At 45.7% G+C, this 12,802-nt stretch carries 12 protein-coding genes; 6 read left to right on the forward strand and 6 right to left on the reverse strand.

Annotated features, from left to right (window positions below; translation table 11 throughout):
• Positions 1 to 142: 142 nt before the first annotated feature.
• Both A8708_RS20630 and A8708_RS20635 read right to left on the reverse strand, forming a co-directional pair.
• Positions 143 to 3,241, reverse strand: coding sequence for a BTAD domain-containing putative transcriptional regulator (locus tag A8708_RS20630; protein WP_068666920.1), 3,099 nt, complete (start codon positions 3,239 to 3,241; stop codon positions 143 to 145).
• Between the two features lie 442 nt (positions 3,242 to 3,683).
• Positions 3,684 to 4,037 (reverse strand): winged helix-turn-helix transcriptional regulator, encoded by a 354-nt coding sequence (locus A8708_RS20635; protein WP_068667051.1) that lies wholly within the window; start codon positions 4,035 to 4,037, stop codon positions 3,684 to 3,686.
• Positions 4,038 to 4,245: 208 nt separating this feature from the next.
• Between A8708_RS20635 and A8708_RS20640 the strand changes: the two genes are divergently transcribed.
• Positions 4,246 to 4,932 (forward strand): pirin family protein, encoded by a 687-nt coding sequence (locus A8708_RS20640; RefSeq protein WP_068666922.1) that lies wholly within the window; start codon positions 4,246 to 4,248, stop codon positions 4,930 to 4,932.
• Between the two features lie 35 nt (positions 4,933 to 4,967).
• Entirely contained in the window at positions 4,968 to 5,351 is a 384-nt protein-coding gene (locus tag A8708_RS20645; RefSeq protein WP_068666924.1) for a DoxX family protein, read from the forward strand.
• A gap of 89 nt (positions 5,352 to 5,440) precedes the next feature.
• Here A8708_RS20645 and A8708_RS20650 read toward each other — a convergent pair whose 3' ends face one another.
• Positions 5,441 to 6,031 carry a TetR/AcrR family transcriptional regulator gene (locus tag A8708_RS20650; RefSeq protein WP_068666926.1) on the reverse strand — a complete coding sequence of 197 codons (591 nt, stop codon included), beginning with the start codon at positions 6,029 to 6,031 and terminating at the stop codon, positions 5,441 to 5,443.
• Between the two features lie 151 nt (positions 6,032 to 6,182).
• On the opposite strand from A8708_RS20650, the gene A8708_RS20655 reads away from it, so the two are divergent.
• Positions 6,183 to 7,127, forward strand: a complete 945-nt coding sequence (locus A8708_RS20655) for a ketopantoate reductase family protein (protein WP_068666927.1) — start codon at positions 6,183 to 6,185, stop codon at positions 7,125 to 7,127.
• A gap of 418 nt (positions 7,128 to 7,545) precedes the next feature.
• Here the strand turns inward: A8708_RS20655 and A8708_RS20660 are convergent, their stop codons facing one another.
• Entirely contained in the window at positions 7,546 to 8,490 is a 945-nt protein-coding gene (locus A8708_RS20660) for an alpha/beta fold hydrolase (RefSeq protein ID WP_068666929.1), read from the reverse strand.
• Between the two features lie 100 nt (positions 8,491 to 8,590).
• Here A8708_RS20660 and A8708_RS20665 point away from each other — a divergent pair, with 100 nt between their 5' ends.
• Positions 8,591 to 9,505, forward strand: a complete 915-nt coding sequence (locus tag A8708_RS20665; protein WP_068666931.1) for a helix-turn-helix transcriptional regulator — start codon at positions 8,591 to 8,593, stop codon at positions 9,503 to 9,505.
• Between the two features lie 206 nt (positions 9,506 to 9,711).
• Here A8708_RS20665 and A8708_RS20670 read toward each other — a convergent pair whose 3' ends face one another.
• Positions 9,712 to 10,680 (reverse strand): helix-turn-helix transcriptional regulator, encoded by a 969-nt coding sequence (locus A8708_RS20670; RefSeq protein WP_068666933.1) that lies wholly within the window; start codon positions 10,678 to 10,680, stop codon positions 9,712 to 9,714.
• 115 nt (positions 10,681 to 10,795) lie between these two features.
• Here A8708_RS20670 and A8708_RS20675 point away from each other — a divergent pair, with 115 nt between their 5' ends.
• On the forward strand, positions 10,796 to 11,275 hold the full coding sequence (locus A8708_RS20675) for an early set domain-containing protein (protein WP_068666935.1): 480 nt from the start codon (positions 10,796 to 10,798) through the stop codon (positions 11,273 to 11,275).
• 57 nt (positions 11,276 to 11,332) lie between these two features.
• Entirely contained in the window at positions 11,333 to 11,809 is a 477-nt protein-coding gene (locus A8708_RS20680; RefSeq protein WP_068666937.1) for a GyrI-like domain-containing protein, read from the forward strand.
• Between the two features lie 166 nt (positions 11,810 to 11,975).
• On the opposite strand, the gene A8708_RS20685 is transcribed toward A8708_RS20680, so the two are convergent.
• Positions 11,976 to 12,656 (reverse strand): MIP/aquaporin family protein, encoded by a 681-nt coding sequence (locus A8708_RS20685; RefSeq protein ID WP_068666939.1) that lies wholly within the window; start codon positions 12,654 to 12,656, stop codon positions 11,976 to 11,978.
• Between the last annotated feature and the right edge of the window lie 146 nt (positions 12,657 to 12,802).

Genomic DNA, 12,802 nt, shown 5'->3' on the forward strand with positions numbered 1-12,802 from the left:
ATGACTCACTTTGCAAATACTCATCAAACACTCAACAAAAATTGATATATATCGACAAAAAAAACAAGAGCACGCATCCAAATCCCTTGTCAATAGAGGGATTTCGATTCGCACTCCTGCTTTGAAAGCTTAATTTGAATAGCTAAAGAATTTGTAGCAATTGTTTGGCAGCATTTCCGACTTCTAAGCCAAACTCAGCGCGAAGCATACTATAAAGCCAATCATATTGCTTCTTCGCCGAGACCCGATCACCGACAAGCACATATACGCGAATCAGCTTCGTATGCAAGCTCTCGTTAAACGGATCACAGGCAAGCGCCCTTTTCAATACGGCCACGGCTGCTGGAAATTCCTTTTCCTGTACGTAGTATTCATAGATCTGCAGCAGTTGGCCGATGTACTCGCTTTCCAGATGGTTTCTCGCCTGTTCGACCCACGAAAATAAACTATCTTCCATATAGCCTGTCCGATAAGCCTTTGCCAGTGCTGTTTCATAAGCTTTGACTTCCTCGGTCGCAATCGGAATACCAGCTGACGCCAATTGACGAAATGCATTGTAATCGCAGTCAAAATGATTCATTTCCAACCTGTAACTGCCTTTGACGTATTGGACGATTCCTTTTAACCCTATTTGTTCTAATTGCTTCCGGAGATAATGTACCGTCGTGTTTAACTGAGCGACTGCTCGTTTTGCATCAAAATCGCTCCATAAAGCATCTATGATTCGATACTTATCAATGGGTTCTCCCTGATGGTGAACTAGGTAAGCCATAAGCTCTTTTGTTTTGGAGGTGCGCCACTTAATTTCATCCTTATCTGCTTGTCCACTACGCACATGGAATCGACCAAAACAACGTACTTCGACACGTATCCCTTTGTCCAATTCATCTTGCGGGATTTTCAGAACCTGTATCAAACGATTCGAATAATCGCATAAAACAGAGGAACCACGCCCCGAAAGGCCGTCCTCATATGATCTCGAATAGGCGGACAACATATCCGTCATGACATCGCCTTCATCCGCAAAGCTGCGAATGAATCCTTCCGGCTCCGCTAAGCGCAAAGCCGTTTCCAGCGTACGGAGCCCCTCCTGCGTTTGGCCATTGCGATATAACGTCACACTTTGCAGGATAACCATCTTGATACGATCCCGAAGACGATCCTCTTGCCCGAACAACCGTTGCAAAGATTGGGATACTGATAGGGCTTCAGCCGTGCGTCCGCAGGCAGCAAGTACTCTCGCCAATGCCATATATGCCCCCACGCCATGCAGCGATACTTTATCCGAAGAAGTCATCCCACACCGTTCCAACCATTCCAACGCATAAGGCATGGAACCTTGCCGCACAGCTAAGCAAGCTTGCTCCGCTTCAATTTTCTGCAAAAATCGTTCATAATCCGGCGATTCAATCCGCAATTTCAACTCCTCCAGCAGTTCTAGGGCTCGGACTGGATTTCCCAACGCCTGCTGAATTCGCGAAGCGCTGACGTATATTTGCAACAAACTCCGCGGATTGTATTTCTGGCCACTCGGTTTCAACACCTGATCCAGAAGCACTTCGGCCTCCTCCAAACGGTTCCATTCATACAGCACAGAACTGTAAGAAGCATAAAAGATCGCGGCAGACGTATGAGCTTTCCGGTCTCCCCAATGTTGAATCCACTTGATCAAAAATGCGGCGGCCGCATGGTAATCGTTAATATAAGACATGTGATCATCGAATTCATCATAACCGTAAAATCTATTGTCCCCCATGGATTCAAAGAGACTGCCTCCCGGGGCAACGTGCTCCGACAGCTCAAAATATGCTGATATGCCATCCAAATCTTTTCGAAAATAACTCGCGCTTGCACATAAAAAGTACATGTTGCCCATCATCTGTTTCCATTCCGCCTCGTCCATGCTCCCTCGCATAGCTTCATAACGGATTTTCGCCCCCTCTATCTTTCGACTGGCCGCTTCCCATTGCCGAATGCCGATTAAGAGGGACAAATGAAACATTTCCACCATTGGCCGTTTCGAAAGAAAGCTATCCGGCAATTGCAAAACCCATCCGCTTACTTTTCCAGCCTTTTTATGTAAAAAATCAAGAAGATTGTTTTCGATTACCCGAACAGCGTCATCGTACTGACACCCTTCCAGGAAATGCTCGGCCGCCTCTTCCTCAAACCCATGAGACTCGTGCCACTGTGCCGCATGAACATGGGCTTGCAGCCTTAGCTCGCGAGCCGTTCGGGCAAACTGTCTCTGCAAAAATTCGGATAGCAAATGGTGATATCGGTACCATTGCCTATGCTCATCCAGCGAAATCGTAAACAAATTTAACTGTTCTAATTTTTCCAAAAATACCTGACCGTCCGAATGCCCCGTAACGGCTTGACATAGGGAATCAGTCATGCGGCTTAAAATAGACGTACGGAGCATAAAAGAACGCATGTCTTCCGGTAGATCACGGAATACTTCCTCCAGTAAGTAGTCAGAGATATGATGCTGATTACCGCTGAATTGCCTTATGGATTCCGAGATGTTATCGCTGCTCTTCAGTATGAGCGCTGCGAGCTGCAAGCCGCTGATCCAGCCTTCTGTCTGATGGAACAGCTCCGCGACTTGCTCCTTAGATAGCGACAAATCCGTCGTGTCTCGAAAGAAGATCACCCCTTCGTTCGGATGAAACCGCAAATCCTGTACCGTAATTCGTCGCATTTCCCCTTTAGCCAGCAGTCTGGCAGTAGGAATGACCAATTCCGTTCGGCTCGCGATATAGAGATGAATATGAGAAGGCAAGTGCTCCAACAGATAAATCATCGACTTCTGAATATCAGGATGCTCGATGAGATGGTAATCGTCTAGAACGATCACCAGTTCCCCGGATTGTTGGTTCAGCGCGTTCAGCATGGCCGAGATTGCAGGCTCCAGAGATACAGAAGACGCTGACGGCCCGTTATCCAAAAGCAGCGAAACCGTTTGGACAAAACCGGGAACCTTCTCTCCAATCGAAGCGGTAACACAGCTCCAGAACGGAATCCATGCATCGTCCTGCTTGTCCAACGATACCCAAGCCACTTGGGCGTCGCTTTGTCTCGCCCATTCGCTTAATACCGTTGTCTTCCCGTAACCGGCCGAAGCAGTAATCAGCGTCAGCTTGGCTCCCAGCCCCTCGTCAAGTTTGCGTACCAACCTTGGGCGAGGCACTAAACTGTTACGCGTATGGGGGATGTAAAGCTTCGTTTGAACAATCATCTGGTAACCCTCCAGGATACATTCTATATTTTCTCTCCCCATTGGAAGTCGGCTTTTATTTGGATTCTGTACAGTCCTCTTACACCTGCAGTTTTTTCGAATGATTACTATTTCGACAATAATATACATAATCCTACATAATCGGTGCTGATGCCGCAGTGCATTGTGTGATGGCGTGATCGCTGCCTTCAACGCTGGAGCGCAACCAATAAATTTAAACGTTGCAACATTCATAATATTATTCATAAAACGTAAAAGAATGTTTGTCTATCGTTAATAAATAGGCTAACCGTAGGGTATTGGACCAGAGCGCGACGACAGTTTATCTCCATACAAAAAAATCTCGTCATGATGCAAAACCTTCATAGGTCTGCGTGACGAGATCTGTTACGAAAATTATATGCCATAGCAACGTTATCCGGGGAATCGCCATATCAATGCCTCAACTTTGATCGACTCTTTTCTCGTTCACATAGTTTATATGTTGGATGCCCCACTCATTTAATTGCCTCAAGATGTGCTCCAACGTTCTCCCATGCTCCGTGATGCTGTATTCCACTCTCGGAGGAACCTCGGCATAAACTGTTCGTTGAATTAAATCTTCTTGTTCCAGTTCCTTCAATTGTGCTGTCAGCATTTTCTGTGTAATCCCCGGAATCCACCTTTTCAAATCGCTGAAACGTTGCGTTCCTTCCAATTGCAAAAGGAGCAGGATAATCGGCTTCCACTTCCCCGCGATGATATGTAAACATTCTCCAATGCCAATTTTGCAATTATGCGGCTCCAACTTTTCCAATGTCCCCGCCTCCTTCGCGATCTTGATCGTGATTATACAGGCCAACCAGTGATTTGTCCATTTCATAATCCACGTAGAAAAGCACGTCCCGCCTATTAGTTTCATCAATGAAACTATACCACCTTAAAGTGCCTCCTTCCGTGATGATCTGACTTCCGCCATAATGGAGCCGTTGCACAACACCATAACATAAGCAGGGGGAATCCAGATGATCGAAGTCAGCAAGGCCCATACGCGATACGCGATGGAAATTGATCGTAGTCGGGCAATCATGAGCTTTTACGCAAATCGGCGCTTCGGACCGTTGATTATTTTTAATGATGATTTCATCGGGGCTCACGATGGAATTGGGAAGCATCCGCACAAGAATATCGAGATCGTGACCTATATGGTGACAGGACAAAACTACCACAAAGATAGTACCGGCAAGGAATCCCTGCTCACTCCTGGTATGGTTCAGGTCGTTTCAGCAGGAACGGGGATTGTCCATGAGGGCATGAATCCGTCGGATACCGAAGAAGAAAACCATCTTCAAATATGGTTTCAACCGGACCAATATGATATTCCGCCGCAACACCACGAATTCTCTTATGACCAGGATAAAATGAAAAATCGGCTATTGCCAATCGTGTCAAATCGCACTTGGGCAGTTGATCGGGTGCTTCCTATTCATCAAAACGTCACCATCTTTATTTCCAAGTTGGAGGAAGGCCATGAGCTTTCATTCGCTCAGTCAGCCGGTCGCAACATGTACGTATTTAATCTCGAAGGAGAACTCGTTCTGAACGAGGAAGCGCTTCTAGAGAGACGTGACGCAGCTCAAATTACCGGCCTGCAACGGTTGAATATGTCCGCTACGAAGGACACACATTTTATGCTAATCGACTTACCTTAAATGAAAATAGCACCTTAATGAAGGAGAATTGTCATATGGATATAATTTTGCTAATAGGTCGTATTTTAATTGGGGCTGTCTTCCTACTGTCCGGGATTGGGCACTTGAAAGATCGTAAGCTTACCGCCCGAATGGCAGCTGCCGCTGGTGTTCCAGCCCCTCAATTGCTTTCATTCGTTTCCAGTATGCTCACGGTATTCGGAGGACTTAGTCTAACTCTTGGATTTCACGTAGAAATCGGAGTCGTCTTACTGCTGCTCTTCCTGCTGCCTGTTACATTCGCGATGCATCCTTTCTGGAAATCAGCCGATCCAATGGAAGCAGGGAATCAGCAAGGGCACTTTATGAAGAATATAGCCTTAAGCGGCGCGCTTTTGGTGTTTCTGTATTTCGGTTCAGGTCCATTTAGTCTAGGGTAATCTACGAATGCGCGGCAACGTATCGCCTTAATAAGCAAGATACAGTAGCCGTAATCTCTGGTGTTTTATCAATGAGAACATGATACAAATTAACACAATCTGGAATCAGGCCGCCGCGGATTGACCGAACCAAAGATATGATAGGGTGTTATCCCATTTGCAAATAGGCTATCTATCAACTTCACCAATTCTTCCGACGATAGATCTTTGCCGTTGCGTATCCAAAGGCGAAACATAGATATTAATGTTGATATGTAAAACTCAATTATGTAGGGTGCTAAGACATCATTTGTTGGAAAGTCCACAATCAATCTCTCAAAGGGAATCTCTCTTTTCAGGCGTTCAACAAAATGAACAGAACCATAGTCGCCCAAGAGGGCTTTAAGAACTGATATTTCCTCTGCATTTTCCAAGCATTGAAGTGCATCTTGGAAAGTATGTGTAGAAAACTCTCTGCCTGCCATTTCCTCGTTAATGGATTTCAAAACGCTCTTTTCAACGCAGTCCAACAACTCATAGATATCCGTAAAGTATTGATAAAATGTACTGCGATTATATCCTGATTGGTTAGCAATCTCTTGAATGGATATTTTTTCAATTGGTTTTTGGCTATATAAATCACAGAATACATTTATAAAGGTTTGCCTTGTTTTGTCCGTAATTTCAGGTTGCTTATTCATTATTTGCCTCCATTGTTCTATTCAATCGATTATACGACAGATACTAAAAATCTGTTGGTTGATGACCGTATATTGAATCTATACAATAACATTATACAACACGTTGTTTGATTATTGACAAGGATTAATATATATATATTTAGGAGGCAATATGAGAATTTTATTCTTCGGTAGAGGTGTAATATCGACCCAATACGCTTGGGCTTTTGAAAAGGCAGGACATACAGTTGAGTTTTACGTTAGGAAAGGGAGAAAAGAAACCTTCGGAAGCAACATAGAGCTTGAAATGTGGGACGCACGAAGAGGGAAACAGCTAATAAAAGAAAGCTGGAATGTCAAACTGCATGAGGAGCTGAGCCCCAATTATGATCTCATTATTGTGAGTGTCAACACGGAACAACTCCCGGCAGCAGCACAATTACTATCAACTGCTGCTGGAAACACCCCTGTTCTCATATTCAATAACGTTTGGCAAGATCTGAAGTCTTCGATCTCACCATTGTCTATGAACAATGTTGTCTTTGGGTTCCCTGGAGGCGGTGGCGGCATTGCAGACAATAGGCTTAGAGGTGGCTTTTTGAAAATGCTATTTCTGGAAAAACCACGGATAGGCACTGAACATATTAACAACAAGGTCAAAGAACTATTTGAAAGTGCCCATTTTAGAATTAGTTGGATAAAGGATATGCAAAACTGGCTATGGAATCACTTTGCCATGAATGCGGCTATGGAGACTGAAGTATTAAAGATGGGAAGTTTCCCTGCACTCATGAATCATAGTGACTCATTCGCAAATGTCGGTAAGAATATGAGGGAAATTATCCCTGTACTTAAGGCAAGAGGTGCAAAAGCTGATATGATTTCTCTACTGTTAACTAAGATTCCACCAGCAATTCTCGGCACGCTATTCAATAAAATTATTTTTGCAAAGGGTAGCCTACCACGACTTTTCATTGAATACAACAATAGTAAAGCAGGTTTTGCGGTACTTGAAGTTGTAAGAGAAGCCAAAAAGTTAAGTATACCTTTACCACGTCTCACTGTGGCAATTGAAAACAATGAACAACACAAAGCTGTCGAAAATTCCATATCATAGAGCGGCGGTTATCCGGCGCTGTCAACCCATTAACATGCTTCATACCCATCGCGCATATGGGTGATTTCAAGAGCGTGTACTGTAAAGGATGCTGGCAACAAATGGAGGTGCCGATCTTTATTCGCAGCCCAATATCTTTTCCTTTTCGCCTAATGGGAATAAAACCCAGCCGGATGCATCCAAATCTATGCACGATTTGAGAATCGATGTTACTAATTTTTCCCAAAAGTAGATTTGCGCTGTTACTTGTGATGCGGTTCAGCTTAACCTATCCTAAGGCAAAAAGACACTCTCGCTCGAGTGTCTTTTCACTTTCCCCGATTCTATTAACAAAGCTTCAACTATGAATCCACCCGTTGCTTTTACATGGAGAGTGTTTATCCATGTGAATGTTGTGGGGACTCCACGTCAAAACAGACTAGGTGGCATCCATCTGTTCCAGCCATCTCAAAATCGTTTGATTTGTTTCCTGCGGCTTTTCCTCCTGGATCCAGTGACCGCAATCCAGATTGACCACTTCCACATTGGGCACGAACTTTGTAAGGTTTTCGGACTTCGCAACCACATCCCGGTCGCCGTAGATCATGAGGGTCGGCTGTTGGATGATCGGGTTCGCTTTCGCCAATAAACGCCAGTTGCGGTCAAGATTCCTGTACCAATTTATGCTGCCTGTGAACCCTGATGTTTCAAAAGCGGAGACGTAAACGGCCAGTTCGTTTTCGCTCATTACGGGCTCACCGAGCGGCGCTTCTGCTCTGGCGAGGTTGATTAACGCCATTCCTGGCTCAGGTGCTCTGAGAGGTTCGTTCTTCCGGTAAAGGTTACGAAGAAACCTGTATGTATTGTCTTCAAATACCGCGTCCGCGACACCTGGCTGTCGATTGAAGTGGACGAAATAAAAATCGCCGCCAAGTATTTCTTCCATGAACTCGATCCAAGGTTTTTCTCCGCGCTCTTGGTAAGGCAAGCTCAGATTTATCACTTTGTTGACGCGGTTTGGATGCAACAAGGTCAGTCCCCAAACGACCATCGCCCCCCAATCATGACCGACAAAGGTGGCGTCCTCGTATCCATAGTGATCGAGAAGGGCGACGAGATCGCCCGACAAGTGTTCAATGTCATAATCCGTCACCTCGGTCGGGCGGGACGAGTTGCCGTAACCCCGCTGGTTTGGGACGATGACATGGTAGCCCGCTGCGGCCAGTGCATCCATCTGATGGCGCCAAGAAAAGGCATGCTCTGGCCAGCCGTGGCAGAGTACAATGGGTTTTCCTGCGTTTTTTCGGCCTGCTTCGAAAACTTCGAGTTCCACACCGTTGACTGAAATAGTGGTGGGCTTGGGAAAATCGGTTGTATTAAACATTGAATCAAAACCTCCTTCTTGTGATACATGTAGTATAATGGATAAAAGGTGACACCTTAGTGTCACCTTTCTGAAATCATGTAAAAAAAAGAGGACAATTATGGACAAAGTGGAGAGACTTATTTCGATTATCATGATATTGCTGAAAAAAGAGGTTGTTTCTACAAAGGAATTCACGCAACTATTCAATGTTTCCAAGAGAACGATCCTTCGCGATATGGAAACATTGAGCTTATCGAACATCCCGATCTACTCTGTCAATGGGGTCAAAGGCGGCTACGGCATAATGGATGAATACAAGGTTGATAACCGCCTTTTAAGCAGCTCCGATTTACAGAATATATTAACTGCGCTCGGCGGATTGGAACAACTCCTCCTTACTGAAGATGTGGAAAGAACAATAAAAAAAATAGAGGCAATGGTTAGTCCATTGTCTCTGAATCGTTCCATTCAACTGTCATTTTATGATTGGGAGGGTCGGTCCGAGATTCTTGAAACCTTAAAGACATGTCAAGAATCCATATCCAAGAAAAGGCTGGTTTCGTTTGATTATACAGATAAAGACGGGGCTGTAACGAATAGAATGGTCGAGCCCTATGAACTGCATTTTAGCGAATCGAGTTGGTACTTGAAAGGATTCTGTTTACATCGACAGGGATATCGAACATTCAAGTTAGCCCGAATCGATCATATTACCATGGATGAACGCGCGTTTCACCATAGAGACGACTGGTCAGAGCAAGGTCGCGTTGCAAGTTATCTACCGCAATTCGTCACCATTAAGGCATGGATATCGCCTAGCATAAAAGATCAAATCATCGAAAGGTATGGTAGAAAAAGTATTGAAGACCAAGGTTCTGGACTTTTGTTAGCAACCATGTTTGTCCCTCAAAATTATATGGGATTTCAATTATTAGCAAGCTTCGGCACTCATCTAAAAGTTCTAGAGCCCAAAACCTACGTTGAAGACTTTCGAAATTATTTATCCCAAATGATGCAGAACTATTCTGATTAAGGTCTCAGCTCGGCTTATATGACTGATTCTTATTAGCTGCCTTTTTGGAGTTATAGACACGCAGGAAGCACAAAGTCTAAGAGCAGCCTTTATGCTTCTTTTTCTGAATCTTACGCCTCTCACGATATGGTCAATTTGATCGATTATCGTTTGTTCAAATTTTAGTGATACTTTTTGTGGGATGGTCCTTTCAAGTTTTACGATTCTTACTGCTTCTTCCATCGTGCTAAACGCTCTTCCAACATCTCGCGCAGCTCATCAGGAATCCGCTCAAACTTGACCCCTTTTCCCAAAAACAAAAGCCAATCCGCGTAGTATGCCAGCACCTCAACATCGGTCACATCAAGCTGAACATTGAAAACTCCGCTCGATTGAAACATCCCCGTAAAGGCCAAAATAATCCCCGGTGGGTGCATACGCTTAAAACGCTGAATTCCAGTCGCATCAAGCCTCACAACAAGATTGGACTCCCTTGCAACAAGCCGTTTTTTGCTTAGAATCTCTTCCTCTGACAACTTCATCTCCTGCTCAGAGATCGTCGAATCTCGCAGCATCTCAACAGGTAAATAGCGAAACGCATCCGTATCAAAATCATAAATCTCGACCAGCCACTGAGCATTCGAGTTTAAAATATGCAGCAAATAAACGTCCATCAACTGCGGCCAGCCAGGATTCCGTTCATACGTCACGCGCAAATGCCTATCTCGCACAGCAAGCGAAATCAGCTGGTTCAGCTCCGCAGGCGCCGCATCGTCGAGCTCCAACAGATTTGGGTTACCAGGATTCGTATTTTCGAAAAGCAAGATATGATTCAGCTCGATCAACTCATCTTGCTGGACTTGCGACGCGATGCCGATGAGTTTTTCAGTGATGGAGCGACGATTTTGAAGATAAGGCAGCTGCGAATTTTTCGAGGCGATAAAGCTTATGAACATTGCCTTCAGCTCATCTGGCGTGAAGCGCGCGGCGGGCAGATACTGATTTTGCAGGACATGGTAGCCACCCCCTCGCCCAAGCTCCGTCGTCAGCGGAAAACCCATTGCCTGAACCTCGTTAATGTCGCGGATCGCCGTCGCGCGGGAAATCTTGAACTCCCGCTGAATCTCGGCAATGGTGAAATGCGCGCGGTTATTGATGTACCGCATAATTAGGTTCACTCGTTCTGTTTTTTTCATGCCTTTATTGTATCAAAAATGTAGCAAGCGCATCCGAAAAAAAGTATCATTTTTTGATACATTTAGCATGTAGTATCAATCTTGTAAGAAATACATTCTCAAAGGAGAGAAAGCTATGGCTAACTACGCTATCAAAACCATCTCAGACAACTACAAAATGACCGCTTTCGGTGTTTCTTTTGAAGACTTCAACGACTGGGCAGGCAATGCAGCAAGAACGGCAGCGAAAAAAGCCGAAATTACGGAAAACGGCAACCTTGCCGAACTGCTCGCGCTCGCTGAAGGGCAAGAATATCAAATCAACTACGTCATCGACGGTAAAGCTTGGCGCGGATTTGGCGTGATGGGCGAGTTCGATGTGGAAGGCGCGGTCGTCCTCGATTTCCTCGCTGGCGACTACATCGTTGTACCAGGCACAGGCGCAGATAAAGACCGCCTTGCCGACGAAATCACAGGCCATGTTTTCGGCGGCGCGCTGCAAGCAATCACAGACTACAAGTACGTTGGGCCTGGTAACTCCGTATTCGTCAAAGCAGCTGATAACGGTGAATACTACGGGGAAATGTGGCTTCGCGCAGTAAAAGTAGAAGGTTAATTATTGTTGAATTTTGGTAGAATATAACTATAGGCGATTGGAAAAAGGAGCACTCACATGACAGATTACTCACTTGAACACAAAAAATCATTTGAATTGACCGCTTATGGTTTTTCAATCCAGTCCAATTTCCAAGACATGCCGGCCATGCAGAAGGAAAAAGACGAGTTTTGGGGCGGACTCCGAGCCGACGGGCGATTTGATAAGCTCAAGGACGCCGCAAAGGACGATCGTGAATGGTCAGTCAATGAGGTATATCAAGGAAAACCGTGGAATTATTTCGCGGTAGAAGCTCGTAAATCAGTGGCTGACGCAACGCGCATCATCGAATTCCCAGAAAGCGAGTACATCGTGGTCGCAGGAAATGGCGATAAGGAAACTTTGTTCGATCAGCTGACCTACCGCGCCTTCGGCGAAGTCCTAGCCCAAATCACTGACTATGCTTACATCGGCGGTCCCAATGCGACTTATCGCAAAGATAACGGCGACGGCACGTTCTACGGCGAATTTTGGGTGCCTGTGGTTAAAAGATAAGTGTCTGCGACCTGAATAATTGAAGATATGTAGCAGGCTTTGACACCCTTTCTCTGCTCATTCAAAAGCCACAGCCCGGAATCGCGGCTGTGGCCTTTTTTTAGAGGAAATAAAGACTTCAAAGTTCTAGACTGCCGCTGTTTGATTTCAACTATTAGGCGAATTGTTAGGCTTTGCGAACGTTCAGCAGCCGATAAGCGGCAGCTGCCAGCAGTGCCCCAAGGAACGGAGCTGTGACGAAAACCCACAGCTCGGACCATGCTTCTCCCCCGAGCAGAATCGCCGGTCCGAAGCTTCTCGCCGGATTGACTGAAGTTCCCGTCAAACCGATGCCGAGAATATGTACGAACGCGAGCGTCAAGCCGATGACCAACCCGGCGACTCTGCCGTTACCGGGCTCCGAGGTCACGCCGAGAATGGCGTAGACGAAAACGAACGTCAAGACAATCTCCACCACAAAAGCCATCAGCGCCGTAATGCCGATGCCGTAGCCTTCGCCGAAACCATTCTGCCCGAGGTTTGTCACCGCCTTGCCCGTCGAGTCGATGATCGCGTACAGCAGCGCCGAACCGGCGATAGCACCAGCGACCTGGGCGACGACGTAGCCGAAGAAATCCTTGGCAGAAAGCTTCCGGCTGACGAGCATGACGAGCGATACGGCAGGATTAACGTGGCAGCCGGAAATAGGGCCGATCACATAGGCGAGCGCCACGATCGACAGGCCGAAAGCCATTGCGATGCCCAGATACCCCAGCTCGCCTCCCGCCGTGGCTGCGCTTCCGCAACCGAACAGAACAAGCACGAACGTGCCAATGAATTCAGCTACATATTTATTTAATGATTTCAAATTCTACCCCTCCCAAGATCAACTTGAGTCATTATATGCTAGGAATCTGGACGAGATTCTAAATATTAGGGCCAAAACAGCTGAAAGAAACCAACCCCCTCTTCGACTTCTTGTGATTGAACGTGATTATGTGTAAAACCACTATT

The organism is Paenibacillus oryzisoli (assembly GCF_001653565.1).
GTDB lineage: Bacteria > Bacillota > Bacilli > Paenibacillales > NBRC-103111 > Paenibacillus_E > Paenibacillus_E oryzisoli.

What these genes read in the sequence shown, in the direction of transcription:
- A8708_RS20655 (WP_068666927.1), top strand. Translation starts at nt 6,183, where the DNA reads ATGAGAATTTTATTCTTCGGTAGAGGTGTAATATCGACCCAATACGCT.
- A8708_RS20660 (WP_068666929.1), bottom strand. Translation starts at nt 8,490, where the DNA reads ATGTTTAATACAACCGATTTTCCCAAGCCCACCACTATTTCAGTCAAC.
- A8708_RS20650 (WP_068666926.1), bottom strand. Translation starts at nt 6,031, where the DNA reads ATGAATAAGCAACCTGAAATTACGGACAAAACAAGGCAAACCTTTATA.
- A8708_RS20640 (WP_068666922.1), top strand. Translation starts at nt 4,246, where the DNA reads ATGATCGAAGTCAGCAAGGCCCATACGCGATACGCGATGGAAATTGAT.
- A8708_RS20675 (WP_068666935.1), top strand. Translation starts at nt 10,796, where the DNA reads ATGGCTAACTACGCTATCAAAACCATCTCAGACAACTACAAAATGACC.
- A8708_RS20630 (WP_068666920.1), bottom strand. Translation starts at nt 3,241, where the DNA reads ATGATTGTTCAAACGAAGCTTTACATCCCCCATACGCGTAACAGTTTA.
- A8708_RS20670 (WP_068666933.1), bottom strand. Translation starts at nt 10,680, where the DNA reads ATGAAAAAAACAGAACGAGTGAACCTAATTATGCGGTACATCAATAAC.
- A8708_RS20665 (WP_068666931.1), top strand. Translation starts at nt 8,591, where the DNA reads ATGGACAAAGTGGAGAGACTTATTTCGATTATCATGATATTGCTGAAA.
- A8708_RS20680 (WP_068666937.1), top strand. Translation starts at nt 11,333, where the DNA reads ATGACAGATTACTCACTTGAACACAAAAAATCATTTGAATTGACCGCT.
- A8708_RS20645 (WP_068666924.1), top strand. Translation starts at nt 4,968, where the DNA reads ATGGATATAATTTTGCTAATAGGTCGTATTTTAATTGGGGCTGTCTTC.